Below are 24,289 nucleotides of genomic sequence, written 5' to 3'. Positions count from 1 at the left end.
GAGCCGGTAACCTTTGAGCCGCCGCATTCTCCCGGAGGGTTGAAGGTCATGAGTGCTGCCCGCGTGGGCGTGGTCACGTTTCCCGGAACGCTCGACGATCAGGACGCGGCGCGAGCCGTCCGCCTGGCCGGAGCGGAGGCCGTGCCGCTTTGGCACGCCGACCGAGACCTGAAGGGCGTCGACGCGGTCTTCCTGCCCGGCGGGTTCTCCTACGGCGACTACCTGCGGTGCGGTGCGATCTCGCGCTTCGCGCCGCTGATGGACGAGCTCATCCCGGCCGCTCGTGCCGGACTGCCGGTGCTCGGCACCTGCAACGGGTTCCAGATCCTGTGCGAGGCGCACCTGCTGCCGGGGGCGCTGACGCGCAACGCCTCGCTGCACTACGTCTGCCGCGACCAGGCGATCAAGGTCGAGTCGGCCAAGACGGCCTGGACCGCCGACTTCACCGAGGGCCAGGAGATCGTGCTGCCGGTCAAGCACGGCGAAGGGCGCTACGTCGCCTCGGCGGAGACGCTGGCCGCGCTGGAGGCCAACGGCCAGGTCGTCTTCAGCTACCTCGGCGGCAACCCGAACGGCTCGCTCAACGACATCGCCGGCATCACCAACGAGTCCGGCACCATCGTGGGGCTGATGCCGCACCCCGAGCACGCGGTGGAAGAGCTGGTCGGGGCGCCCTCGACCGACGGCCGCGGCTTCTTCACCTCGATCCTCAAGAAGCTGGTGAACGCATGAGCACCGACAACGTCAAGCGCGCCGCAGAGACGCCCGACGAGGCCATGCCGTACGCCGAGCTCGGGATGAAGCAGGACGAGTACGAGAAGGTCAAGGAGATCCTCGGGCGCCGCCCGACCTCCTCCGAGTTGGCGATCTACTCGGTCATGTGGTCGGAGCACTGCTCCTACAAGTCCTCCAAGGTGCACCTGAAGCAGTTCGCCACCAAGGCGCCCCACTCCGACGCGCTGCTGGTCGGCATGGGCGAGAACGCCGGCGTCGTCGACATCGGCGACGGCTGGGCGGCCACCTTCAAGATCGAGTCGCACAACCACCCGAGCTACGTCGAGCCCCACCAGGGCGCGGCCACCGGCGTGGGCGGCATCGTGCGCGACATCATGTCGATGGGCGCCCGCCCGATCGCGGTCATGGACGCGCTGCGCTTCGGCGCGGCCGACGCCAAGGACACCCGGCGCGTGCTGCCCGGCGTGGTCGAGGGCATCTCCCACTACGGCAACTGCCTGGGCCTGCCCAACATCGGCGGCGAGGTCGTCTTCGACCCCTGCTACATCGGCAACCCGCTGGTCAACGCGCTCTGCGTCGGCCTGCTGCGCAAGGACCAGATCAAGCTGGCCACCGCTCCCGGACCGGGCAACAAGGTCGTGCTCTTCGGCGCCTCGACCGGCCCCGACGGCATCGGCGGCGCCTCCGTGCTCGCCTCGGCGACCTTCGAGGACGGCTCCGAGGCCAAGCGCCCGGCCGTGCAGGTCGGCGACCCGTTCATGGAGAAGCTGCTCATCGAGTGCTGCCTGGAGCTGTACGCGGCCGACGTGGTCGTGGGCATCCAGGACCTCGGCGCGGCCGGCGTCTCCTGCGCCACCACCGAGCTGGCCGCCAAGGGCACCGGCGGCATGCACGTCGACCTCGACCTGGTCCCGCTCCGCGACTCCTCGCTCCGGCCCGAGGAGATCCTGATGAGCGAGTCGCAGGAACGCATGATGGCCGTGGTCAGCCCGGACAACATCGCGGCCTTCCTGGCGATCTGCGAGAAGTGGGACGTGCCGGCGACCGTCATCGGCGAGGTGACCGACACCGGCCGCCTGATCATGACGTGGCGCGGCGAGACCATCGTGGACATCCCGCCGGGCACCGCGGCCGACGAGGGTCCCGTCTACCAGCGGCCCTTCCACGAGCCGGCCGGGCAGCAGGCGCTCAACGCCGCGGGGCCCGAGTCGCTGGAGCGGCCCGCCGACCTGCGAGCGGCGTTGCTGGAACTGCTCGCCTCGCCCAACCTGGCCTCCCGTGAGTGGGTGACCTCGCAGTACGACCGGTACGTGCGCTCCAACACCGTGCTCGCGCAGCCGGCCGACGCGGGCATGATCCGCATCTCCGAGCGGATGGAGGGGGCGGTCGAGACCACGCGCGGCATCGCGCTGGCCACCGACGGGAACGGGCGCTACACCAAGCTCGACCCGTACACGGGGGCGCAGCTCGCGCTGGCCGAGGCCTACCGCAACGTCGCCACCACCGGGGCCCGGCCGCTGGCGGTCACCAACTGCCTCAACTTCGGCTCGCCGGAGGACCCCGAGGTCATGTGGCAGTTCGCCGAGGCCACCCGGGGGCTGGCGGACGCCTGCCGTACGCTCGGGGTGCCGGTGACCGGGGGGAACGTCTCGTTCTACAACCAGACCGGGGCGCAGGCCATCCACCCGACGCCCGTGGTCGGGGTGCTCGGGGTCATCGACGACGTGGCCAAGCGCATCAAGTCCGGATTTGTCGCCCCGGACCTCAAGGTGCTCCTCCTCGGTGAGACGCACGAGGAGTTCGGCGGCTCGGAGTGGGCGCACGTCGCGCACTCCCACCTCGGCGGCCTCCCGCCCCAGGCCGACCTCGTGGCCGAGAAGGCGCTCGGCGAGGTGCTGGTCGAGGCGGCCCAGCGTGGGCTCATCGAGGGCTCGCACGACCTGTCCGACGGCGGCCTGGGCATCGCCCTGGCCGAGGCCTGCCTCGCCGCCGGCGTCGGCGCCACCGTCACGCTCAGCGGTGAGCCCTTCGTCGACCTCTTCAGCGAGTCGTCCTCCCGCGTCCTCGTCGCCATCAAGCCCGAGGCCTTCGAGGAGTTCGCCGCCCTCTGCGGCGAGCACGAGGTGCCCTGCTACGGGCTCGGCGTCACCGGTGGCGACTCCCTCGTCGTGGACGGCGTCCTGGACATCCCGCTCCCCGACCTCCGCGCCGCCCACCAGGGCACCCTGCCCGCCCTGTTCGGCTGACGGTCTCCGGGCTGGTACGGCGCCGCCGTACCAGCCCTCGGGTAGCGATTGGAAGTGCTCCGCCCGCCGCGCTCCCCCGAGGTCTGGTGCGCCGGGCGGCCGAACCCTACTTGTCGACCTCGCCCGACGCGCAGTAAACCCACGCCTCGACCTCGACGTGCCCGCTCTGCTGGTCGGTGTTGTTGTTCTGGATCTCCACCACCCAGCCGCTGCCGGTCGAGGCATTGGTCAGCACCGACATCGGGCCCGTGCCCGCGCCGATGTACCCGCCCGACACGGCGATCTGGTTGCTCGGGCAGGAGGCCTGCGCCTTGGCCTCCCGGCCCGGGAAGGCCGCGGCCCGCGAACCCCTGACGAACGTCAGCTTGAGCGCCGCCGCACCGCCGGGCTCACCCTTCGGGCCGCGCTCACCCTGCTCGCCCTGCGGCCCTGCGGACCGCGGGCTCCCGTCTCGCCCTTGTCGCCCTTGTCACCCTTCGGACCGGTGTCGCCCTTCGGGCCCTGCGCGCCGGTGGCACCGGCGCGCAGGGCGTCGCCCTTGGCGCCCTGTGCGCCCGGCGCGCCCGGCGGGCCTTCCATACCCTGGAGGCCCTGCCGGTTCCACGAGACCTTCGTCTGACCGGTGGGGCACTTCGTCTTCGCGGCCACGATCCGCACTGCGCCGGACTTGCCGACGCAGCCGTAGATCGTGTCTCCGGGACCGGAGGCGGCAACCGCCGCACCTCCGGCCACCAGGATCCCGCCAACCAGAGCCCCCGTGGCCATGTAAACCATGCTTCTGATCTTCACGGCCGGTCATCTTGGGGATGGCTGGGAGGCATGGGTAGGGCCTTCTATGTACGCACCCTTAGGGGTATGTTGAGCGGTTTGCTTAGGCCTTCGCGCAGACGACGTAGACCGTTCCACCCTTGCCGCCGGACTTGTCGAGACCCTCGGTCTCGGACACACCGTGGCCGTTCGAACCGGCGAGCTCGACCGCCCAGCCGTTGTTGATCGGGTAGCTGGCCTTGACGCTGGCGTTGTTGGACTTGAAGCCGCCACCGGTCATGACGTAACCGGCGTCGCAGGAGACGGTCCCGTAGGAGCCGGAGAAGTACGCGTCCTTGATGACGGTGGGCTTGATGCCGCCGCCCGCGGGACCCTGCGGGCCCTGGGGACCCTGAGGACCAGTGTCACCCTTGGGCCCCTGCTTGCCGTCCTTGCCCGCGGGGCCCTGCTGGCCGGTGGCGCCGGGGGCGCCGCGCTCGCCGGGGAGACCGCGATCGCCCTTGGGGCCCTGGGGGCCCGTCGGGCCGGTGGCGCCGTCCTTGCCGGGGAGGCCGTTCTTGCCGTCCGCGCCGTCCTTGCCAGGGGTGCCCGGTTTGCCGTCCTCGCCGTTCTTCCCGTCCTTGCCCGCCGGACCCTGCGGACCGGCCGGGCCCGTAGCGCCATCCTTGCCAGGGGCGCCCGGCTTGCCGTCCTCGCCGTCCTTGCCGTTCTTGCCCGCCGGGCCGGCGGGGCCCGCGGGGCCGGCCGGGCCCTGGGGTCCGGTGGCGCCGTCCTTGCCGGGCTTGCCCTGGGGGCCGGCCGGGCCGGGCTGGCCCGCGACGGCGCCGGTGTTGGTGCTCGTGCTGGACTCGCCGCCCCAGACGACGCGAACCTCGGTCTTGCGGCACTTGGTGGTCGGGTTGACGATCCGCGCGTAGCGGGTGACCTTGTGCACACAGGCGTGGATCTCGACCGAGGCCGACGAAGCGGTGGCCACGCCACCGACGGACAGCAGGGACACGGCGAGCGCGCCCACCGAAGCCAGCGCGACAGCGCGCCCGCGAACCTTGAAAGCCATGGGCTTTCCTTCCAGAGTTAAGGATGATGCTCGAGAGGAGCATGAGGTTCACGTTTCAACCGTTCCAATGGAGCACAGGTTCGGCATAACGGTTTCGTCACGTCACTGCCGGTAAAACGACGCATTCTCCTGGCGGCTTCGCTGTGGATAATCAGGGGCGTGTCCGCTCCCTACCTGCCTCCTGCGACGCAGCCCGTGCGGGCTGTGGTCTGGGTGTTGCATCTGGCCCTGCCGCTGCTGGGGTTGTGGCTGTTGCTGGCCAATCACGAGCATCTGAACATCGAGTTGAAGCACGAGCCCAGCCACTTCGTGGTGATCGTCGTGGTGGCGGGGTTGAACACGGCGCTGGGGCTGCTGATCAGCGAGGCGTCGCGGCGGCGGGATGATGCGCGGCTGTTCCTGGTGTCGATGGTGTTCACCAGCAGCGCGGGGTTCTTCTTCCTGCACGGGCTGGCGACGCCGAAGGTGATCCTGGAGACGGGGTCGCTGGGGTTCGACATCGGGCAGATGGTGGGGCTGACGGTGGCGAGCGGGTTCGCGTTCGCGTCGGCGTTGCCGCTGGGCGAGAAGGTGGCGCGTGCCGTTCTGGAGCAGCAGAGCCTGATTCGCGGCATCCTGGTGGGGTTCCTGATCCTGTGGGGGCTGGCGTCGCTGTTGCCGGAGCTGACGCCGTTGAGCCAGCCGCCGAACGCGACGCCGGTGAACTGGCTGGTGTGGTTCTCGCTGCCGGGGTTGCTGCTGTTCGGGGCGGCCGGGGTGATGATGTACCGGCTGTATCGGCGGCGGCCGTCGGCGATGCTGGTGAGCCTGGTGACGGCGTACGCGCTGCTGGCCGAGTCTATGATCGCCGGGATGTCGCAGCTCAACTGGCGGTTGTCGTGGTGGGAGTGGCACGTCCTGCTGACGCTGGCGTTCGGGCTGGTGGCCTACAGCGCCTACCTGCAGTTCCGGCGCGAGGGGTCCAGCGCGGGGCTGTTCGACTCGGTGGCGCTGCCGCGCACGGTGGCGGCGATCCAGGAGCACTACGAGCGCGCGCTGGAGGAGCTGGTCGACCACGTACGGCGGGGCGAGCCGCTGGCGGCGGAGCGGTTGTCGGGCAAGTTCGGCCTGACCGAGGCCCAGTCGGCGGTGATCGACCGGGCGGGCACCGCGCTGGCCAGGGAGCGCGAGCTGACCGAACGGCTGGCCGCGCTGGTGGACATCGGCACCCGCGCCCGGGTCGGCCTGAACGAGCACGAGATGCTGACCACCGCGCTCGACCGCGTGCGGCAGGCGTACGGCGACGTGCGGATCGGCCTGGTGAGCGAGGGCCGGGTGGCGATCGGGTCCCGGGTGTACACCTTCCCGGGCAACGAGCCGCGCCGCTCGGACGGCCGGGTGGCCTACCCGCTGACGGTGAAGGGCCTGCTCGCCGGGGCGATCGAGCTGCCGGTGGGCCGGACGCCCCAGGACGAGGCGCTGGCCACGACGCTGGCCAGCCAGGTGTCGATCTCGCTGGAGAACGCCCGGCTGTACGGCGAGCTGGAGACGCTCTTCCGGCAGTACATGTCGCCGGATGTCGCCGCCGCGCTGCTGGCCGATCCCGGGCAGGCGGCGCTGGGCGGCGAGCTGAAGCAGCTCACCGCGCTCTTCGCCGACCTCAAGGGCTTCACCACGTTCTCAGAGCGGGTCTCGCCGGGCGAGATCGTGGAGATGCTGAACCGCTACCACACCGCCGCGGTGCCGTGCATCCTGGCGAACCAGGGCACGATCGTGCAGTTCGTGGGTGACGCGCTGCTGGCGTTGTTCAACGCCCCCGCGACGCTCGACAACCATGCCAGGGCGGCCTGCCAGGCGGCGCTGGCGATGCAGGAGGCGGCGGCGCGGGTGTCGGAGGAGGTCGCGTGGGAGCAGGCGGCGGGCCGGTTGAGCGACGTGGAGTGGCCGACCTTCCGGGTGGGCGTCAACACCGGGCTCGCGCTGGTGGGCAACATCGGCAGCCCGGAGCTGCGCGGCTTCAACGCGATGGGCGACTGCGTGAACGTGGCCGCGCGGCTGCAGGCGATGGCCGAGCCGGGCACGGTGGTGATCGGGCAGACGACGCTCGACCTGCTGGGGCCGGGGGCGCGGGCGGCCTCGCTCGGTGATCTGTCGCTGAAAGGAAAGGCGGAGAAGGTCCACGCCTACGTATTGTCGGAGCTGTGATGACGACTCCAGAGCCTGGCGAGTTCCTGTCCCTGCTCACGCCCGAGGAGGTCGCGGACTTACAGGCGGCCGGCCGGCCGAAACGGTGGGATCGCGGCGCGACGCTCATGTCCGAGGGGGACACCTCCGACTGGGTGCTGATCCTGACCCAGGGCCGGGTCAAGGTCTCCTCGCACACCTCCAGCGGCACCGAGGTCGTGCTGGCGGTGCGCGGGGCGGGCGGGTTGCTGGGCGAGATGTCCTCCATCGACGGTTCGCCCCGGTCGGCGACGGTCACCGCGCTGGAGCCGGTCGCCGGGATCGTGGTGCGGGACTTCGCCGGGTTCCTGGCCCAGCACGGGCGGGTGGCGGTGTTGCTGCTGCAGATGGTCACCGCGCGGCTGCGTGACTCCGACCGCAAGCGGATCGAGTACGGCGCCTTCGACACGACCGGGCGGGTGGCCACGCGGCTGGTGGAGCTGGCCGAGCGTTACGGCGAGAAGACGAACGGCGGGGTGCGGGTGGCGTTGCCGCTCTCCCAGGACGAGCTGGCGGGCTGGACCGGGGCCTCGCGGGAGGCGGTGAGCAAGTCGCTGCGGTCGCTGCGGGATCGCGGCCTCATCGAGACGGGGCGGCGGCGCGTCGTCATCCACGACATGGAGGGCCTGAAGAAGCGCGCCCGATGAGGCGGGGTCCACCCGAGGGGCCGGCGCAGAATCTCCTTCTGTAGCGTGGGGCGTATGGCGTCGTCCCCCCATGATCTGCGCTATGCGTGGCGAGTCTGCTCGGTTGCCAGCCTCGGCCTGATCCTCATCGGCATCGCCGGCAGCACCCTGAACGTCGCCCTCCCGGTGGTGGTGCGGCATTTCCGGGCGACTCCCCTCGAATCCGGCTGGATCCTGCTCTCCTACCTGCTGGTCATGACGGCCAGCATGGTCTTCTTCGGCCGGGTCGCCGACCTGCTGGGCCGCCGCGAGACCTACCTGGCGGGCTTCGCGCTCTTCACCGTCGCCTCGCTGCTGGCCGGGTTCGCGCCGAACGTCTGGTTCCTGGTGGCGATGCGGGTGCTCCAGGCCGCCGCCGCCGCGATGATCCTGGCCAACGGCGCGGTGATCATCACGCACGCCTTCCCGCCGGACAAGCTCAGCCGCGGCATGGGCGTCTACATCGGCACCCTGTCGGTCGCGCAGCTCGCCGGCCCGTCGCTCGGCGGGTTGATCGCCGAGACCGCGGGCTGGCAGTGGATCTTCTGGGTCAACGTCCCGGCCGGGGTGATCGCCGTGATCTTGGGCATGCTGGTGCTGCGCAAGGTGCCCCGCGGCCCGCGCCGGCCGGTGGACGCGCTGGGCAACCTGCTGATCTTCGCCGCGCTCTGCGCGGCCCTGCTGGCCGTCTCCGAACCGGACACCTTCCTGTACGGCGGAGCCGCCCTCTGCCTGGTGCTGGTGCCGCTCATCGTGCTGGTGGAGAAGCGCTCCTCCCACCCGGTGCTGGACAAGCGCCTGTTCGCCGGCAAGACGCTGATCTTCGGCAACGCCGCCTCCTTCTGCAACGCGCTGGCCAGGGCCGCCCTGGTGCTGCTGGCCGCGTTGCACTTCCAGGCGGCCCGCGGCATGGACGCCTTCACCGCCGGGTTGTGCGTGCTCCCGGTGGCCGTCGGGATGGCGATCGCCTCGCCGGTGGCGGGGCTGCTCCGGGCCTCGCCGTACGCGATCACAGTGGGCGGTTCGTTGTTCAGCGCGGCCGGGCTCGGGCTGCTGATGGTCTTCGCCGATCCCGAGGTGCCGTACTGGCCGATCGGGGTGGCGTTGTTCCTGGCCGGGTGCGGCAGCGGCGCCTTCCTGACCGGGAACACCACGCAGATGATGAGCGCGTTGCCCTCCGACAGCCTGGGGGTGGTCAACGGGCTCCGCGTGATGATCATGAACGTCGGCATCGTGCTCAGCGTGGGCGTCTCGCTGAGCATGCTGACCAGCTCGGTCTCGCCTGCCGTACGGGATCAGGTCTATGCCGCCACGCTGGACGAGGTGTCGCCGGTGGCGGTGGCGCAGCTCATGGATGGCTTCCGGCTGACCTATGCGGTGTTGTTCGGGGTCGCCCTGGTCGGGGCGGTGCTGTCAGCCCTGGCGCGTGATCCGAACCGGAAGGCGCTTGATCCCGTTGACGAAGTTCGAGCGGACGCGGGTCACCTCCCCGGCAAGCTCGACGTGTGACAGCCGCGGGAGCAGTTCCTCGAACATCAGCCGCAGCTCCAGCCGGGCCAGGCTCGCGCCGAGGCAGAAGTGCGGGCCGCCCTTGCCGAAGGTGAGGTGGTCGACGTTGGCGCGGGTGACGTCGAAGCGGCCGGGTTCGGCGAAGACCGTCTCGTCGCGGTTGCCGGAGGCGAACCAGAGCACGACCTTGTCCCCCTCGCGGATGTGCCGGCCGTGCAGCTCGACGTCGCGGGTGGCGGTGCGGCGGAAGTGGTAGACCGGCGAGGCCCAGCGCAGGAACTCCTCGACCGCCCCGGGGATGAGGCCGGGGTCGCGGCGGAGCTTGGCGAGTTCCTCGGGGTGCTCGATGAGCGCGAGCATGGCGTGCGAGATGGCGTGCCTGGTGGTCTCGTTGCCGGCGACGACCAGGAGCAGGAAGTAGTTGTGGAAGTGCTCGGGCGAGAGCGGCCGGCCGTCCTCGGGCAGGGTGTTGACCAGCTTGCTGACCAGGTCGTCCCCGTCGCCGCCGCGGCGCTCGGCGGCCAGGCGGTCGCCGTAGGCGAAGACCTCGAGGGAGGCGGGGCTCCGGAACGGCAGGTCCTGATATTTCAGGCTCTCGGGGGTTTCGAGGAGCACGTCGGCGTAGTCCGGGTCGGTGTTGCCGATGATGCGGTTGCCCCATTCGATCAGCTTGGGGGTGTCCTCGTCGGGCACGCCGAGCATCCGCGCCAGCACCCGGATCGGGAAGTCGGCCGCGATCTCGGTGACGAAGTCGAACTCGGGCTTGGCCAGCGCCGCCTCGACCGTCACCCGGGTCAGCCCGCGCAGGAACCCCTCGTAGCGCTGGTTGACCTGCCGCGGCGTGAAGTCGCGTTGCAGCAGCTTGCGCAGCGCCCGGTGCCGGGGTCCGTCGGTCTCCAGCATCGAGCGGCGCAGTTCCCGCCGGACCGGATCGTCCACCTCCTCCAGGTTGGTGAACAGCTCGGAGGTGTAGGTCTCGGCATCCCGGCTGATCGCGACGATGTCGGCGTGCCGGGTGACCGACCAGAAGCCGCGCCCGTCCCGCTCCGGGTTCCAGTGCACCGGGTCGTCGCGGCGGAGCGCGGCGAAGGCGGCCCAGGGCGGCCCGGCCGCGAAGAGGTCGAGGTCGGCCAGGTCAGAGGTGGTAGGCGTATTCACGGAACTCCCAGTCGGTGACCGCGCGCTCGAACCGTTCGACCTCGTTGCGCTTGTAGGCGAGGAAGGAGGTGACCAGTTCCTTGCCGAGCAGCGCCCCGAAGGCGGCGTCGGCCTCCAGCGCGTCCAGCGCCGCGCCGAGGCTCATCGGCAGCACCGCCGAGCGGCTGGTGTCGTAGCCGTAGCCCTCCAGCGGCGCGGGCGGCTCGATCCGGTCGCGGATCCCCAGGTAGACCGCCGCCAGCACGGCCGCGGTGCCGAGGTAGGGGTTGGCGCTGGCGTCGCCGAGCCGTACCTCCAAACGGGCGCCGGCGCCGCGTTCGGGCGGCACGCGCAGCATCGCGCTGCGGTTGTCGAGCCCCCAGTCGATCAGCCAGGGCGCCAGCGTGTCCGGCCCGAACCGCTTGTAGGAGTTGATCGTCGGGTTGAGCAGCGCCGCCGCCGCGGGCGCGTGCGCGAGCAGCCCGCCGATGGCGTGCCGGGCCGTCTCGGTCAGCCCGTACGGCTCGGCCGGCCCGTCGAAGACGTTGCGCCCGTCCGAGCCGGTCAGCGACAGGTGCACGTGGAAGCCCGACCCGCCCTCGTCGTCGAAGGGCCGCGCCATGAAGGTCGCCATGCGCCCGTCGAGCCGGGCGATCTCCTTGATCGCGGCCTTGAAGCGGAAGGCCCGGTCGGCGGCGTCGAGCGCCTCGGAGTGGGTGAGGTTGATCTCGAACTGCGAGCCGGCGTACTCGTGGTTGGCCATCGTGACGCCGAGGCCGAGGTCGCGGGTCCAGCGCAGGGCTTTGAGCAGGTGGCCGTCCGGGTCGCCGCGGCGGCCGGCGGTGTAGACGTCGCCCTTGGAGTCGCCGTGCCGCGTGCCGTCCGGGTTGAGCAGGAAGTATTCGAGTTCGGGGCCGACGATCGCGGTCAGGCCCAGTTCGCCGAGCTTGGCGGTCAGGTCGCGGAGCACCGCGCGGGGGTCTTCGCCGGCGCGGGAGCCGTCGGGGTTGCGGGCGTCGCCGAGGCACCAGGCGACGCCGGGTTCCCAGGGGAGGTCCTGCACGGTGGATAAGTCCGGAAATATCGCCATGTCGGGTAAGCCTTGGTCTAGCCCGCCCGGCACCGGGATCGTCTCCCCCGTGGGCGTCGTGTGGTAGACCGCCCGGCAGAAGGCCAGCCCGTGCTCCATCGCCTGCGGCAGCGCCTCGACCAGCACCTCCCGGCCCCGGTCGATGCCCAGCAGGTCGGGATAGACCACCCGGAGCACGTCGACGCCCCGGGATGCCAGCTCTTCCATGGCGCGTGCCCTTCGGAAAGATTGTTTGCGCAAAACCTAGGCTGGCCGCACCCCGCGGTCAAGGGTTATCGTACGGATCCTAACGATACGAGAGAGGTGCTGCCGTGCGAGGTTTCCTCTATCCGCGCACCGCGACCGGACGGGCCTCGCTGATCCCCTCGCCGCCCTGGCACTACTCCGGCGACCTGCTCACCGTCGAGTACCGGACCCATCCGGGCCGGGTCGCCGAGCTGTTGCCTCCGCCGCTGGCGCCCGCGCCGGACGACCCCGGTGCGGTGGCGCTCATCTGGGCGGACTGGCAGTCGTGCGGGGCCTCGGGCGAGGAACTGCTCGATCCGGTCCGCTCGCAGTACAAGGAGTGTTTCGCGGTGGTGCGCTGTGCCTTCGAGGGCCGGGTGTACTCGCGCTGCGTCTACATCTGGGTGGACAAGGACTTCGCGGTGCTCCGGGGTCTGCACCAGGGGTACCCGAAGAAGCTCGGCTCGATCCACCAGACCCGGCCGCACCCCTTCGGGCCCGCGCCGCGGCTGGCGGAGGGCGCGCGCTTCGGCGCCACGCTCGCGGCCGGCGACCGGCGGCTGGCCGAGACGGTGGTGACGCTCACCGGGCCGGCCGAGCGCAACGGGTTCGTCAACGGGCACCCGATGGCGCATCACCGCTGGCTGCCCTCGATCGTGCCCGGCGAGCCGGACGCGCACGAGGAGCTGATCGAGTCGGGCGCGGCCGCGTTCGAGGGCGGGCCGGTGTGGGCGGGCGACTTCGAGCTGCGCCTGTTCGACTCGCCGACCGAGGAGCTGACCCGGCTGCCGGTGGTCGAGCCGATCGGGTCGTACTACCGGCAGGTGGGCGTCGTCTGGAACGGAGGCCGGGTGCTGGCTCAGCGGGCCGGCGGGCGGATGCCGCGAAACTCCCAGTCGCCGCCGAACGCGGTGGACAGGACCTCTTCCGACTCGGTCGGCTGAGCGCCGAAGCCGGGGTCCACGGCCAGCGGCCCGGCCACGACGTGGTTGCGGAGCGTCCCCAGGCCCTCGACGCGCACCTCGACCACGTCACCGGGCTCTACCGGCCGTGAACCGGCAGGAGTGCCCGAGAGCAGCACGTCGCCCGGCCGCAGGGTGATGGTCCGCGCGATGTCGGCGACCAGGTAGTGCATGTCCCATTCCATCTCGGCGGTGCTCCCGCTCTGCGCGAGGCGGCCGTTGACCAGCGTCTCGATCGCCTTGTCGCGGAAGTCCCAGCCGGTGACCAGGCCGGGGCCGAGCGGGCAGAGCGTGTCGGAGCCCTTCACCCGGAGCATCGAGCCGGCGTCGGTGTCGCGGAAGTCGTGCAGCCCGAAGTCGTTGGCGACGGTGTAGCCCGCGATGTACTCCCCCGCCTGCTCGGGCGTGATCGAGCGGCAGGTACGGCCGATGACGATCGCCACCTCGCCCTCGTAGTTGAGGTAGCGGCAGCGCTCGGGCCGCACGACCGCGCCGCCGTGCGCGTTGAGCGCGGAGACCGGCTTGTGGAAGTAGGTCGGCGCGGGCGGCAGCCTGGTCATGAACTCCGCCACCCGGCTGCGGTGGTTGAGGTGCACGGCGATGATCTTCGACGGCTCGACCGGCGGCAGGTGCACCGCCGTGGCGGCCTCGACCGCCCGCCCGTCCGCACTGACCAGCAGGTCGCCTTCGGCCCTGACCTGGACGGCCACGCCGTCCAGCAGGATCCGGCGGTATTCGGCGCTCACCCGTGCCACCCTCTCTCCGGCCGGTCGAACCAGACGTGCACCTGCCCGGTCCCCACGGCGTTCTCGTACTCGCTGAACAGCCGCCCGGGCGCCGTGCAGGCGCCTTCGCCGAGCGCCCCGATCATCATCAGGTAGTGGCCGAAACGGGCCTCAGGCTTGTGCCGCAGGAACTCCGGCATCGTCTCCAGCACCCTGGCGTGCGCGCCCTCCTGGAACCAGGCGATGCGCTCCAGGTCGGCCGCCCGCGCCTCGGGGGTGCGGATGTGCGCCGGGTCGCTCGACTCGTGCGCGCGGATCTCGCGAAGGGGCCAGAAGGTGTGCGACATCGCGCCGGAGGCGATCAGCAGCACCCGCCGCTCGCTCGCGGCGACAGCCGTACCGAGGGCTCGGCCCAGGCGCAGGAAGTCCTCGGTGTCGGCGGTCTGGCAGACGCCGATGGAGATCCACGGCTTGCCGGCGACGCCCAGGTAGGGGTTGTCGCGCACGCCGAGATGCGTCCACAGGTTGACCGTGGCGTAGTAGATCGGCAGGTACGGGTCGTCGATCGCGGTGATCCACGTCCCGTGCGCGCTCGCCTGCGCGGCGATGGCGTGCGCCAGCTCCGGGTCCCCCGGGATGTCGTACGGCATGCGGCACATCCCCCGAGGCAGCTCCTCGGAGGTGTAGAGCCCGGCCCGCCGGTCCTGGGCGGTGACGACGAACTCCAGGGTCGTCGCCCAGTGCGAGTCGAGCACGACGACGGTGTCGTAGTCATCGCGCTCGAACACCTCCGCGCGCAGCCGCTCCAGCCCCGGCACGAGGCTGATCTCGCGGCCCTCGTTCAGCTCGCGCCGGGTGACCTCCGGCAACACGATCGTGGGGACGTGGGCCAGCAGGCCCGCGCCGACTATTTCGCCCATGGCGCGCTCACCGTGTTCTTGACGTCGCAGTAGAAGTCGAAGCTCCAGGTGCCGCCCTCGCGGCCGATGCCGGACTCGCGCGAGCCGCCGAAGGGGGCGCGCAGGTCGCGCACGAAGAAGCAGTTGACCCACACCGTCCCGGCGACCAGACGCGGGGTGACCCGGGCGGCGCGTTCGGGCGAGCCGGTGACGACCAGGGCGTCGAGGCCGTAGGAGGTGCCGTTGGCCAGCTCGATCGCCTGCTCCTCGTCGCGGAAGGTCTGCAGGGTCAGCACGGGGCCGAAGACCTCCTCGCGCAGGATCTCCGCCCCGTCCGGCACGTCGGTGAAGAGCGTGGGCCGGTAGTACAGGCCGCCGAGTTCCTCGTTCGGCCCGCCGCCGGCCAGCACCCGGGCGCCTTCCGCCTTGGCCCGCCGGACGAAGCCGTCGACGCGTTCGAGGTGGCGCCGGTGGATCTGCGGGCCGAGGTCGGTGTCGAGGTCGCGCGGGTCGCCCTGGCGCAGCCGGCCGATCCGGTCGACCAGGCGCTCGGTGAACTCGGCGGCGATCTCCTCGGCGACCAGCAGCCGGGTGCAGGCCAGGCAGACCTGGCCGGCGTTGTCGTACTGCTCGATGGCCAGGTCGACGGCCAGGTCGAGGTCGGCGTCGGCGAAGATCAGGCTGGGCGACTTGCCGCCGAGCTCCAGCGAGACCGGGGTCAGGTGCCGGGCGGCCGCCGCGCCGATGAGCCGGGCGGTCGGGACCGAGCCGGTGAAGCTGACGCGGGCGACGTCGGGCTGGTCGACCAGGGCGGCCCCGGCCTCCGCGCCCAGGCCCTGCACCACGTTGAAGACGCCCTCCGGCAGGCCGGCCTCGGCGGTGATGTCGGCCAGCGCCGAGGCGGTCAGCGGGCTCCACTCGGCCGGCTTGAGCACGACGGTGTTACCGGCGGCCAGCGCGGGGGCGAGCTTCCAGGTGGCCAGCATGAGCGGCGCGTTCCAGGGGGTGATCAGCGCGCAGACGCCCGCCGGGTCCCAGCTCACGTGGTTGGTGTGGCCGCGCGTCTCGAAGTCGTCGTGCTTCAGCCCGAGCAGCCAGTCGGCGAAGAAGCGGAAGTTGTGCGCCACCCGCGGCATCACCCCGCGCAGGTGGGACCGGAGTAACGCGCCGTTGTCGGTGGTCTCCAGCAGGGCGAGCTGCTCGACGCGCCGCTCGACGCCGTCGGCGACGGCGTGGAGCAGCCGGGCGCGCTCCTCGCGGCTGGTGCGGGCCCAGGCCGGGAAGGCCGCCTTGGCCGCGGCGACCGCCTGCCGTACCTCTCGCTCGCCGCCCCGGGCGACCTGCGCGACGGGCTGCTCGTCGATGGGCGACAGGTCGGTGAAGCCGGCGCCGGAGGAGACCCGCTCGCCGCCGATCCAGTGCTCGACCATGGACATCGGCGCTCCTCACCTTATCGTTCGGGTACGAACGGTATCAGGTGCGGCATGATCGGTACATGGTCCACTACAGCAGAATGAGCGTGGTCGTGATCGACGCGCCGGACGAGACGCACGACGCCGAGGTCGCCTTCTGGCAGGGCGCGCTCGGCCGCCCGTTCGAGCAGATCGAGCGCTTCCCCGAGTACCACCAGTCGGCCGAGCTGGGATACACCGGCGACCTCGGGCTGCTCGTGCAGCGGCTCGGCGAGGGCGAGGCGAAAGTCCACCTCGACATCCACACCGACGACGTCGCCGCCGAGACCGCCCGGCTGGAGGCGCTCGGGGCGGTGCGGGTGCGCGCGGTCAACGGCTGGCAGGTCATGCGCGACCCGGCCGGGCTGCACTTCTGCGTGATCCCCGATCCGCCGGGCCGGCTGAACGACGGCAACGCCCAGCGCTGGGACTGACACCTGCGGATCAGCCCCGGGCCAGCCGGGCCTCCACGTCCCGGTAGCGGGAGACCGGGATGAGGTGCACGCCGGCGAAGGCGCCCGAGTCGCGGATCGCCTCGACCTGGGCGCAGGCCGCCTCGACCCCGGCCATGCGGTCGGTGGCGAGGCGCTCGGTGAGGTCGGCCGGGATCTCGATGTCCGGGATGGCCGCGCCCAGCGCGAGGGCGTGCTTCTGGCTGGCCAGCACCATGACGCCGGCGTACACCGGCACGTCCACGGGGTTGGCCTCCCGCCAGCGGAGCATGGCCTCGACCGAGAAGCTGACCTGGAGGAAGAGGAAGTCGGCGGCCCGCTTGAAGCCGGGCAACGGCTTGAGCCCGGCCGCCGCGCCCAGCCGGAGGTCGCCGGAGAAGGCGCGGGCCTCCTCGATCATCGACCGGACGGTCAGGTCGCTGGTGCGGTTGCCGCTGGCCGGCTTGTCGCCGTAGACGAACAGGAACTGGTCGACGCCGTAGGCGGCGGCGGTCAGCAGGTCGCGCTGGAAGCCGAGCAGGTTGCGGTCGCGCGAGTTGAGGCAGGCGATGCTCCGGCCGCCCATGGCCTGCACCTCGTGCGCCACGGCGATGCTGGAGATCGTCGCCCGGCCGATGTGGTTGTCGGGGATGAGAAAGGTCGACGAGACCGTGCTCAGGGTGCCGATCTGGTGGCGGACCGCCTTCAGGTCGGGTCTCGTCGACGGCTGGATCTCACAAACCACCTCGAAGGTCATGCCGCCCATCATCTCAGGCGGCCAGCTCCTCCTCCTCTGCGTACTGCGTGCGGTAGAGCTCGGCGTAGCGGCCCTCCTGGGCCAGGAGCTCGGCGTGCCGGCCCCGCTCCACCACGCGACCGTCCTCGATGACCAGGATCTGGTCGGCGGCGCGGATCGTGGCCAGCCGGTGCGCGATGACCAGAGCCGTCCGGCCCTGCAGAGCCTCGGCGAGCGCGGCCTGGACCGCCGCCTCGTTGGTGGAGTCGAGCGCCGCGGTGGCCTCGTCGAGCACGACCACGCGGGGCTGGGCGAGCAGCAGGCGGGCGATGGTGAGCCGCTGGCGCTCGCCGCCGGACAGCCGGTAGCCGCGCTCGCCGACCATGGTGTCGAGCCCGTCGGGCAACGACTCGATCAGCGTGCCGAGCCGGGCGCGGCGCAGCACCTCCCACAGCTCGGCGTCGCTCGCCTCCGGGCGGGCGAAGAGCAGGTTGGCGCGGATGGTGTCGTGGAACAGGTGGCCGTCCTGGGTGACCATGCCGAGCGTGCCGCGGATGGAGGCCGCGCTCAGGTCGCGCACGTCCGTGCCGGCCAGCCGTACCGCGCCGGAGTCCACGTCGTACAGGCGGGCCAGGAGCTGGGCGATGGTCGACTTGCCCGCGCCGGAGGAGCCGACGAGCGCGACCATCTGGCCGGGCTCGGCGCGGAAGGAGACGCCGTGCAGCACCTCCTCGCCGCCGCGGGCGTCGAGCACCGCGACCTCCTCCAGCGAGGCGAGCGAGACCTTGTCGGCGGCCGGGTAGGCGAAGCGCACGTCGTCGAACTCCACCGCGACCGGCCCGTCCGGTACGGCTCGCGCATCCGGCTTGTCGGCGATGAGCGGCTTGAGGTCGAGCACCTCGAAGACCCGCTCGAAGCTGACCAGGGCGCTCATCACGTCCACCCGGGCGTTGGCCAGGGCGGTCAGCGGGGCGTACAGGCGGGTGAGCAGGAGGGCCAGCGCGACGACCGAGCCGGCGTCGAGCGACCCGCGCAGGGCGTAGACGCCGCCGAGGCCGTAGACCAGGGCGAGGGCGAGCGCGGAGACCAGGGTGAGCGCGGTGACGAAGAGGGTCTGGGTCATCGCGGCTCGCACGCCGATGTCACGCACGCGGCGGGCGCGGCCGGCGAACTCGGCCGACTCGGCGTCCGGCCTGCCGTACAGCTTGACCAGGGTGGCGCCGGGGGCGGAGAAGCGCTCGACCATCTGGTTGCCCATGGCGGCGTTGTGGTCGGCGGCCTCACGGCGCAGCCGGGCGATGCGGACGCCCATGCGGCGCGCGGGCAGCACGAAGACCGGCAGCAGGAGCAACGCCAGCAGGGTGATCTGCCACGACAGGGAGATCATCACGCTCAGCGTCAGCACCAGGGTGACCAGGTTGCCGAGCACGCTGGACAGCACGTCGGTGAAGGCGCGCTGCGCGCCGACGACGTCGTTGTTCAGCCGGCTGACCAAGGCGCCGGTGCGGGTCCTGGTGAAGAAGGCGATCGGCATGCGCTGCACGTGGTCGAAGACGGTGGTGCGCAGGTCGAGGATGAGGCCCTCGCCGATGGAGGCCGACAACCAGCGGCTCAGCAGGCCGATGCCGGCCTCGGCGAGCGCGAGGCCGGCGATCACCAGGGCGATGGTCACGACCGTCGAGGCCGGGCCACCGCCCACGATGGTGTCCACCACCCGGCCGGCCAGCACGGGCGAGCCGACGGCGAGCGCCGCCGCGATCACGCTCAGCCCGAGGAACCACGCCAGCCGCAGGCGGTGGGGCCGCGCGAAGGCGGCGACGCGGCGGAGCGTGGCCCGGGAAAGGGCCCTGCGCTCCTGCCGCTCGTTCATCCGGTAAAGCTGGTTCCAGGCTGTCACTTCCATGCTCATGGCAGCGACAGTAGGAGCTCAAGTGGACTTGAGGTCAAGCGCCGATCTTCTTGCCCCGGCTGTGCCAGACCACCGCGACCGCCGGGCGGGGCTGGGAGGCGCCGCCGTCGGGCCAGTGGCTGGTCGGGTTGTCGGGGGTGGCGCCGTCGCTCTCGCCCGGGTGCTGGACCGCCACGAAGACGCTGCGCTGGTCGTCGGTGACCAAGGGGCCGCAGGTCTCGGCGGCGAACGGCACGGTCAGGAACTGGCGCAGGTAGCCGCGTTCCGGGCCGCGCACCGGCATGACGAACAGGCCGTCGTTGCTGCCGAGCTGGTTGCCGTCGGTGGAGATCCACAGGTTGCCGTCGCGGTCGAAGGCGAGGTTGTCCGGGCAGGAGATCGGCGAGACCTTGGTCTTGTCGAACCCGGCGAAGTAGGTCGTGGCGTCGTTGGGGTCGCCGCAGACCAGCGGGAGCGACCAGGTGAAGCGGCCGTCGCGCTGCTCGACCAGCTCCAGCACGTGGCCGTGCTTGTTGGACGGGCGCGGGTTGGCCTCGTCCACCTGGGCGGCGGTGCGGTTGCCGTTGTTGGTCAGCGCCACGTAGACCGCGCCGGTGACCGGGTTGCGCTCGACGTCCTCGGGGCGGTCCATCTTGGTCGCGCCGACCTTGTCGGCGGCCAAGCGGGTGAAGACCAGCACCTGCTCGGCGCTCATCCCGTCGACGAAGCTCTCCGAGCCGCTGACCAGCGGGATCCACTCGCCGGTGCCGTCGAAGGCGCCGTCGGCGGGCAGCTTGCCCGAGCCGTCGATCTCGCCGGGGCTGTCGCCGGTGAAGCGGGCGACGTACAGGGTGCCCTCGTCCAGCAGGGTGCGGTTGTGCCGGTCGAAGCCGGGGATGTACCGCTCCTTGGAGACGAACTTGTAGACGTACTCGAAGCGCGAGTCGTCGCCCATGTAGACCACTAGGCGGCCGTCGCGGCCGACCGAGGTGGTCGCCGCCTCGTGCGCGAAGCGGCCCAGGGCGGTGCGCTTGATCGGCGTCGACTGCGGGTCGAACGGGTCGATCTCCACGATCCACCCGAAGCGGTTGACCTCGTTGGGGTGCTTGGCCAGGTCGAAACGCTCCTCGACCCGGTCGAAGCGGCGGCCGGAGACGCCGGTCGGGATGCTGTAGCGGGCGTTCTCGGGGGTGCGCGGGCCGTTGACGAAGTACTGGTTGAAGTTCTCCTCGGCGGTCAGCACCGTGCCCCACGGCGTGGTGCCGCCGGCGCAGTTGTTGAGCATGCCGAGCGGGGTGCGGCCCTCGGGGTCGGCCGCCGTCTTCAGCAGCGCGCTGCCGGCCGCCGGGCCGGAGAAGCGCATCGGGGTCTGGGCGGTGATGCGCCGGTTGTAGCGGCGGCGGCCCCTGGTCACCAGCTTCCAGTCGCCGGTGTTGCCCCGGCGCTCGATCTCCACCACCGAGCCGCCGTGCGCGGCCAGGGCGATGCGGATCTGCTCCTCGGTGGCGGCGGCGCCGTTGGTGTACCCGCGGAACATCAGGTTCTCGTCGGTGTACTCGTGGTTGACCCACAGCAGGGCGCGGTGGTGCCCCATCGGGAAGAGCGTGACGTAGTCGCAGTTGTAGCCGAACTGCTTGGCCTGCGCGGCGGCGCTCTGGTTGTCGAAGTCGAAGGCGGGCGCGTCCGGCAGCACCGGGTCGCCCCAGCGCACCACCACGGACGAGGAGTAGCCCTGCGGGACGGTCAGCGCGTCGGCGGTGTTCGGCTTGACCGGGGTGAAGCGCAGGTCGCCACGGCCCCAGCCGAAGCCGTTGGCCGCGACCTCGGACTCGGCGCCCGGGTCGGCCAGCGCCGGTACGGCTCCCGCCGCCCCGACGCCGACGACGACCGCGCCGAGCGCTCCGGCCCGGAGCATCCCGCGCCGGGACAGGGCCTTGGCCGCGATGTCGCCGAAGTACTCGTTGCCGCTGGTGTTGGCGACCTCGTGAGCGCAGGCGTTGCCGCACCGGAACTGGCAGGTCAACGCGCTCCTGCCGCCTTGGTGCGAGATCAGGGGCAAGAATTTCCTCACGGGTCCTCCACAAATGCGCAGTAGTTCGGCCCGGACGTTACGGCCCGTGGCGGAACCCGGGGTGAATGCGCGATGAAGGCTCATACCCGCGAGCACGAACACGCTGGGAGGATGGAGCGGTGTCCGCTCGCAAGCTCGACCCGGAGAAGCTCCGCAGCGCCCTCGACGCCCAGCTCGTCGCGCTCGACTCGCCCGCCTACGACGGCCCCGCCGCCGCGCTGGCCGACGCGCTCGTGGGCGCGGTCATGACCGCCTACGACCGGGGCCTCACCCCGGAACGGACCGCGCTGCGCTTCGCGGTCCGGCACACCCTCGACCGATTGGCCGCCCGCTCGCCGGGGCGCACGGTCGAGGTGCGGGTGCCGCCCTTCGCCGCCGTCCAGGCCATCGAAGGCCCCCGGCACACCCGCGGCACCCCGCCCAACGTCATCGAGACCGACGCCCGCACCTGGATGGAGCTCGCCCTCGGCCGGCTGGACTGGACCGAGGCCATGGCGAAGGGCGCCGTCTCAGCGAGCGGCGCCCGTGCCGACCTCTCAGGTCACCTGCCGGTTCAGTAGTAGTCGCCGCCCAGCTTCTGCTCCACGCAGCGCTGCACCAGCTCCGACGGCAGGTCGAAGCACTCGCCGAAGGTGTTGGTGAACCAGAACAGGCCGACCACCGCCAGCACCAGGGCCAGCACGCTCAGGCCGATGCCGGCCCACGCCATGCCCGGCTTCACGCGCTTGGACACGGCCACGATGCCGAGCACCAGGCCGACCAGCGCGGTCAGCACACCTAGACCGCAGACGACCAGCAGGAACAGGCTGGCGACGCCCAGGATCAGCGACGCCACGGCCAGGCCCGCGCCGGGCTTGCGGGGCTGCCAGTCTGCGGGCTGCTGCCCGCCGTACGGCAGGCCGCCGCCCGGAGGCGGGGGCGGCACCTGGCCGGCGCCGTAGCCGGGGTGCTGGTGTTGCTGTTGCTCGCCGAAGGGGCGTTGCACGCTGTACGGCTCCTCGCCCATGGGGGGCTGGGGGCCGGGCTGGATGCTGTAGGGCTCCTGCTGGGACAGCGGCGGCTGCTCGTTGAGCTGCTCGCCCTGGAGCGGGTGACTGCCCTGGCTCGGCCGCTCCGGCTCGCCGCCGGGGCCTTGAGCGGACTGCCGGCCGTACTGGCCGGGGCGGTCCCCGGGGCTGCCGTACTGGCTGGGCTGGTCACCAGGCTGCTCGCCTTGGCCGGCGTGCCCGAAGTGGCCGGGCTGGTCGCCTTGGCCGGCCTGCCCGAAGTGGCCGGGCTGGTCGCCTTGGCCCGCCCGACCGAAGTGGCCGGGCTGGTCGCCTGGCTGGTCGCTCTGGCCGGCGTGGCCGAAGTGGCCGGGCTGCGTGCCGTACTGGCCGGTGGGCTGGGCGGTGCCGCCGTACGGCGAGGCGCCCGGGGTGGCCTGGCCGTACTCCCGGGGCCCGCCCTCATAGGGCGAGGGCGCGGTCGGCGGGTCGTAGCGGGACGGCGTGGTGCCCGACGGCGGCTGCTGCTCGTAGCGGGACGGCGTGGCGGGCGGCTGCTCGTAGCGGGACGGCGGCGTCGCGGGCGGCTCGGGCTCGTCCGCCTCGCCGCCCCAGCCCGGGTAGGCGGGCGTCCCTCCCGGCACCGTGTACGGCTGGCCGGGCTGTCCCGGCTGTCCCGGCTGGCCCGGTTCCCCGCCCGGTCCCTCAGGTCCCGACGGGAGCGTAGCGGGCGGCTCCACGCGGGGCTGGTCGGGCTCGCTGGTGCCCCGGTAGGGGTCGGCGGTGCCCCGGTGCGGGTCGGCCGGGCCGGACGGTGGCGACCAGGGCGAGGCGGGCGCCGGCTCCTCCGCGTCCGCGTCGGCCGCGCCGGAACCGGAACCGGAGCCAGGCCCGGAGCCGGAGCCGGACCCGGACTCGGAACCGGAGCCGGAGCCGGAGCGGCCCCGCTCGGAGCCGGGAGGTTCGGAGCCGGGGGGTTCGGAGCCCGGCCAGTCGTGCGCGCCGAACACCATCGTGCTCTCGGCGCCCGTCTCGCCGCCGTCCGTCTCGTCGGCCGGACGCTCGGGTTCCTCGCCCTTGCGGCGGGGCGGCTGGTTCGGGTCCTCAGGAGTGGTGGTCACGTCTACGTCTCCCGACGTGTCGTCGGCATACCGGATACCCAACACTCCCCCGAGAACGGGACTCGGAACCCGCCGACACGGTAAGCGCCCGCCGATACTTGGGTCAGGGTGCCCCAAAGCCCCAGGCCAGGGCAGGATGAGGACATGCTGGACGAGACCCTGACCTACGCGCTGATCAAGATCACCAAGGTGCATCGTTACCGGGTGGCCGCCGGCCTGGCCGAACTCGGCCTGCACGTGGGCCAGGAGATGCTGCTCAACCAGCTCTGGCGCGAGGACGGCCTGCCCCAGAGCGAGCTGATCGCCCGGCTGGGCGTGGAGCCGCCGACGGTGACCAAGGCGTTGCAGCGCCTGGAACGGGCCGGTTTCGTCACCCGGGTGCCGTTCAGCGGCCGGCCGAGGCAGAGCTGCGTGCACCTGACCCAGGCGGGCAAGGATCTGCAGGGCCCGGTGGAGGAGCTCTGGCAGCGCGCCGACCAGGACCTGCTCGCCCAGCTCCCGCCGGAGGACCGCGAGACGCTGACCCGGCTGGTGGCCGCGATGTGGTCCTGCCCTTCCGCTGAGGGCGAAAGCTCTGGGCACGGCGAGTGCACCCCTGATTAGCTGGCTAATTAGTTAGCTAATTGAAGGGACTCCCCCATGCGCGTTCTGGTCACCGGAGCCTCCTCCGGAATCGGCGCGGCCATCGCGGTCGCCTTCGGCGGCATCGGCGCCGACGTCACCCTGACCTACCACTCCGGACCCGACCGGGCGGCCCGGGTCGCCAAGGAGGTCGAACGGGCTGGCGGCACCGCCACGACGGTCCGCCTCGACCTGGCCGACCACGAGGGCATCCGCGCGGTCGTCGCCGAGCACGGCCCGTTCGACTCGCTGATCGCCAACGCGGTCCGCTGGGACCAGGGCACGACGTTCACCACCCGCTTCGAGGACGTGCCGGCGCAGGAGTGGACCGCCTCCCTCCACGCCAACGTGGTCGGCAACGTGGTGCTGGCGCAGGCCGTCCTGCCCGGCATGCGGGCCAAGGGCTACGGGCGGATCGTCCTGGTCTCGTCCGGCATCGCCGAGGAGGGCACCCCCGGCTCCGGCCCGTACGGCTCCGCCAAGGCGGCCCTGCACGGCCTGATGCGCACCCTGGCCTGGCAGGCGGGCGGCGACGGGGTGCTGGTGAACGTGCTGGCGGCCGGGCTGACCGCCACCGACAGCACCCCGGTGCCCCAGGAGGTGCGGGACGCGGTGGCCGCGAAGATTCCGAGCAGGCGGCTGTCCACCTCAGAAGACGTGGCCGCCCTGGCCGTTTTCCTCGGCTCCGCCGCCAACCGCAACCTCACCGGAGAAATCCTTCGAGAGGGGTCAAACGCTGCCCGAAGCGCACATACCTGACCCGA

General features: G+C 71.9%; 22 protein-coding genes. 10 read left to right on the top strand and 12 right to left on the bottom strand.

The features are described 5' to 3' along the window. The first annotated feature begins 48 nt into the window (after positions 1-48). Both purQ and purL read left to right on the top strand, forming a co-directional pair. Entirely contained in the window at positions 49-732 is a 684-nt protein-coding gene (purQ, locus tag ACIBG7_RS19510; RefSeq protein ID WP_397337113.1) for a phosphoribosylformylglycinamidine synthase subunit PurQ, read from the top strand. After that, positions 729-2,981 (top strand): phosphoribosylformylglycinamidine synthase subunit PurL, encoded by a 2,253-nt coding sequence (purL, locus tag ACIBG7_RS19505; RefSeq protein ID WP_397337112.1) that lies wholly within the window; start codon positions 729-731, stop codon positions 2,979-2,981. The genes purQ and purL overlap by 4 nt, the downstream gene beginning before the upstream one ends. 106 nt (positions 2,982-3,087) lie before the next feature. Here purL and ACIBG7_RS19500 read toward each other — a convergent pair whose 3' ends face one another. The 3 genes from ACIBG7_RS19500 to ACIBG7_RS19490 form a co-directional block, all read right to left on the bottom strand. Further along, positions 3,088-3,258, bottom strand: a complete 171-nt coding sequence (locus ACIBG7_RS19500; RefSeq protein ID WP_397337111.1) for a hypothetical protein — start codon at positions 3,256-3,258, stop codon at positions 3,088-3,090. 83 nt (positions 3,259-3,341) lie between these two features. Then, on the bottom strand, positions 3,342-3,746 hold the full coding sequence (locus ACIBG7_RS19495; RefSeq protein ID WP_397337110.1) for a hypothetical protein: 405 nt from the start codon (positions 3,744-3,746) through the stop codon (positions 3,342-3,344). Positions 3,747-3,852: 106 nt separating this feature from the next. After that, entirely contained in the window at positions 3,853-4,806 is a 954-nt protein-coding gene (locus ACIBG7_RS19490) for a hypothetical protein (RefSeq protein ID WP_397337109.1), read from the bottom strand. Positions 4,807-4,965: 159 nt separating this feature from the next. Between ACIBG7_RS19490 and ACIBG7_RS19485 the strand changes: the two genes are divergently transcribed. Genes ACIBG7_RS19485 through ACIBG7_RS19475 form a run of 3 tightly spaced genes read left to right on the top strand, consistent with a single transcriptional unit; the run spans position 4,966 to position 9,182 of the window. Next, positions 4,966-6,990, top strand: a complete 2,025-nt coding sequence (locus ACIBG7_RS19485) for an adenylate/guanylate cyclase domain-containing protein (RefSeq protein WP_397337108.1) — start codon at positions 4,966-4,968, stop codon at positions 6,988-6,990. Further along, positions 6,990-7,655 carry a Crp/Fnr family transcriptional regulator gene (locus tag ACIBG7_RS19480; RefSeq protein ID WP_397337106.1) on the top strand — a complete coding sequence of 222 codons (666 nt, stop codon included), beginning with the start codon at positions 6,990-6,992 and terminating at the stop codon, positions 7,653-7,655. Before ACIBG7_RS19485 ends, ACIBG7_RS19480 begins: the two co-directional genes overlap by 1 nt. A gap of 54 nt (positions 7,656-7,709) precedes the next feature. Continuing rightward, positions 7,710-9,182 (top strand): MFS transporter, encoded by a 1,473-nt coding sequence (locus tag ACIBG7_RS19475; RefSeq protein ID WP_357933739.1) that lies wholly within the window; start codon positions 7,710-7,712, stop codon positions 9,180-9,182. Here the strand turns inward: ACIBG7_RS19475 and ACIBG7_RS19470 are convergent. Next, positions 9,087-10,340, bottom strand: coding sequence for a cytochrome P450 (locus ACIBG7_RS19470; RefSeq protein ID WP_397337105.1), 1,254 nt, complete (start codon positions 10,338-10,340; stop codon positions 9,087-9,089). The genes ACIBG7_RS19475 and ACIBG7_RS19470 overlap by 96 nt on opposite strands. Continuing rightward, positions 10,318-11,616, bottom strand: coding sequence for a glutamine synthetase family protein (locus ACIBG7_RS19465; protein ID WP_397337104.1), 1,299 nt, complete (start codon positions 11,614-11,616; stop codon positions 10,318-10,320). The genes ACIBG7_RS19470 and ACIBG7_RS19465 overlap by 23 nt, the downstream gene beginning before the upstream one ends. Before the next feature lie 104 nt (positions 11,617-11,720). On the opposite strand from ACIBG7_RS19465, the gene ACIBG7_RS19460 reads away from it, so the two are divergent. Further along, on the top strand, positions 11,721-12,578 hold the full coding sequence (locus ACIBG7_RS19460; RefSeq protein ID WP_397337103.1) for an acetoacetate decarboxylase family protein: 858 nt from the start codon (positions 11,721-11,723) through the stop codon (positions 12,576-12,578). On the opposite strand, the gene ACIBG7_RS19455 is transcribed toward ACIBG7_RS19460, so the two are convergent. The 3 genes from ACIBG7_RS19455 to ACIBG7_RS19445 are packed head-to-tail and all read right to left on the bottom strand — an operon-like array spanning position 12,494 to position 15,656. Then, positions 12,494-13,342, bottom strand: a complete 849-nt coding sequence (locus ACIBG7_RS19455) for a fumarylacetoacetate hydrolase family protein (protein WP_357933750.1) — start codon at positions 13,340-13,342, stop codon at positions 12,494-12,496. The two genes, ACIBG7_RS19460 and ACIBG7_RS19455, sit on opposite strands and share 85 nt — an antisense overlap. Next, a complete protein-coding gene (locus tag ACIBG7_RS19450) occupies positions 13,339-14,241 on the bottom strand; it encodes a catechol 1,2-dioxygenase (RefSeq protein WP_357933753.1) in 903 nt (300 codons plus the stop codon). Before ACIBG7_RS19450 ends, ACIBG7_RS19455 begins: the two co-directional genes overlap by 4 nt. Continuing rightward, entirely contained in the window at positions 14,229-15,656 is a 1,428-nt protein-coding gene (locus tag ACIBG7_RS19445; protein ID WP_397337102.1) for an aldehyde dehydrogenase, read from the bottom strand. Before ACIBG7_RS19445 ends, ACIBG7_RS19450 begins: the two co-directional genes overlap by 13 nt. A 59-nt stretch (positions 15,657-15,715) precedes the next feature. Between ACIBG7_RS19445 and ACIBG7_RS19440 the strand changes: the two genes are divergently transcribed. Continuing rightward, entirely contained in the window at positions 15,716-16,105 is a 390-nt protein-coding gene (locus ACIBG7_RS19440; RefSeq protein ID WP_357933758.1) for a VOC family protein, read from the top strand. 10 nt (positions 16,106-16,115) lie between these two features. Here the strand turns inward: ACIBG7_RS19440 and ACIBG7_RS19435 are convergent, their stop codons facing one another. Genes ACIBG7_RS19435 through ACIBG7_RS19425 form a run of 3 tightly spaced genes read right to left on the bottom strand, consistent with a single transcriptional unit; the run spans position 16,116 to position 20,797 of the window. Next, positions 16,116-16,859, bottom strand: a complete 744-nt coding sequence (locus ACIBG7_RS19435; protein ID WP_397337100.1) for a methylenetetrahydrofolate reductase — start codon at positions 16,857-16,859, stop codon at positions 16,116-16,118. Between the two features lie 13 nt (positions 16,860-16,872). Then, positions 16,873-18,747 carry an ABC transporter ATP-binding protein gene (locus tag ACIBG7_RS19430; protein WP_397337099.1) on the bottom strand — a complete coding sequence of 625 codons (1,875 nt, stop codon included), beginning with the start codon at positions 18,745-18,747 and terminating at the stop codon, positions 16,873-16,875. A 34-nt stretch (positions 18,748-18,781) separates the two neighbouring features. Continuing rightward, positions 18,782-20,797 (bottom strand): PhoX family protein, encoded by a 2,016-nt coding sequence (locus ACIBG7_RS19425; RefSeq protein ID WP_397337097.1) that lies wholly within the window; start codon positions 20,795-20,797, stop codon positions 18,782-18,784. A 119-nt stretch (positions 20,798-20,916) separates the two neighbouring features. On the opposite strand from ACIBG7_RS19425, the gene ACIBG7_RS19420 reads away from it, so the two are divergent. Then, positions 20,917-21,357, top strand: a complete 441-nt coding sequence (locus ACIBG7_RS19420) for a sterol carrier family protein (protein ID WP_397337096.1) — start codon at positions 20,917-20,919, stop codon at positions 21,355-21,357. Here the strand turns inward: ACIBG7_RS19420 and ACIBG7_RS19415 are convergent. Then, a complete protein-coding gene (locus ACIBG7_RS19415; RefSeq protein ID WP_397337095.1) occupies positions 21,351-22,904 on the bottom strand; it encodes a hypothetical protein in 1,554 nt (517 codons plus the stop codon). The two genes, ACIBG7_RS19420 and ACIBG7_RS19415, sit on opposite strands and share 7 nt — an antisense overlap. 144 nt (positions 22,905-23,048) lie before the next feature. Here ACIBG7_RS19415 and ACIBG7_RS19410 point away from each other — a divergent pair, with 144 nt between their 5' ends. Continuing rightward, positions 23,049-23,507, top strand: coding sequence for a MarR family winged helix-turn-helix transcriptional regulator (locus ACIBG7_RS19410; RefSeq protein WP_357933774.1), 459 nt, complete (start codon positions 23,049-23,051; stop codon positions 23,505-23,507). Between the two features lie 36 nt (positions 23,508-23,543). Next, positions 23,544-24,284: an SDR family NAD(P)-dependent oxidoreductase gene (locus tag ACIBG7_RS19405; RefSeq protein ID WP_397337094.1), complete on the top strand. Its 741-nt coding sequence runs from the start codon at positions 23,544-23,546 to the stop codon at positions 24,282-24,284. Positions 24,285-24,289 lie beyond the last annotated feature (5 nt).

The organism is Nonomuraea sp. NPDC050328 (genome assembly GCF_044459405.1).
In the GTDB taxonomy this organism is placed as follows: Bacteria; Actinomycetota; Actinomycetes; order Streptosporangiales; family Streptosporangiaceae; genus Nonomuraea.
This window is presented reverse-complemented; position numbering and strand designations above follow the sequence as displayed.

Bases quoted from the DNA above. Each gene is read 5' to 3' on its own strand.
- purQ (WP_397337113.1), top strand. From the start codon at position 49: ATGAGTGCTGCCCGCGTGGGCGTGGTCACGTTTCCCGGAACGCTCGAC.
- purL (WP_397337112.1), top strand. From the start codon at position 729: ATGAGCACCGACAACGTCAAGCGCGCCGCAGAGACGCCCGACGAGGCC.
- ACIBG7_RS19495 (WP_397337110.1), bottom strand. From the start codon at position 3,746: ATGGCCACGGGGGCTCTGGTTGGCGGGATCCTGGTGGCCGGAGGTGCG.
- ACIBG7_RS19490 (WP_397337109.1), bottom strand. From the start codon at position 4,806: ATGGCTTTCAAGGTTCGCGGGCGCGCTGTCGCGCTGGCTTCGGTGGGC.
- ACIBG7_RS19480 (WP_397337106.1), top strand. From the start codon at position 6,990: ATGACGACTCCAGAGCCTGGCGAGTTCCTGTCCCTGCTCACGCCCGAG.
- ACIBG7_RS19475 (WP_357933739.1), top strand. From the start codon at position 7,710: ATGGCGTCGTCCCCCCATGATCTGCGCTATGCGTGGCGAGTCTGCTCG.
- ACIBG7_RS19465 (WP_397337104.1), bottom strand. From the start codon at position 11,616: ATGGAAGAGCTGGCATCCCGGGGCGTCGACGTGCTCCGGGTGGTCTAT.
- ACIBG7_RS19450 (WP_357933753.1), bottom strand. From the start codon at position 14,241: ATGGGCGAAATAGTCGGCGCGGGCCTGCTGGCCCACGTCCCCACGATC.
- ACIBG7_RS19445 (WP_397337102.1), bottom strand. From the start codon at position 15,656: ATGTCCATGGTCGAGCACTGGATCGGCGGCGAGCGGGTCTCCTCCGGC.
- ACIBG7_RS19440 (WP_357933758.1), top strand. From the start codon at position 15,716: ATGGTCCACTACAGCAGAATGAGCGTGGTCGTGATCGACGCGCCGGAC.
- ACIBG7_RS19435 (WP_397337100.1), bottom strand. From the start codon at position 16,859: ATGACCTTCGAGGTGGTTTGTGAGATCCAGCCGTCGACGAGACCCGAC.
- ACIBG7_RS19430 (WP_397337099.1), bottom strand. From the start codon at position 18,747: ATGAGCATGGAAGTGACAGCCTGGAACCAGCTTTACCGGATGAACGAG.
- ACIBG7_RS19410 (WP_357933774.1), top strand. From the start codon at position 23,049: ATGCTGGACGAGACCCTGACCTACGCGCTGATCAAGATCACCAAGGTG.
- ACIBG7_RS19405 (WP_397337094.1), top strand. From the start codon at position 23,544: ATGCGCGTTCTGGTCACCGGAGCCTCCTCCGGAATCGGCGCGGCCATC.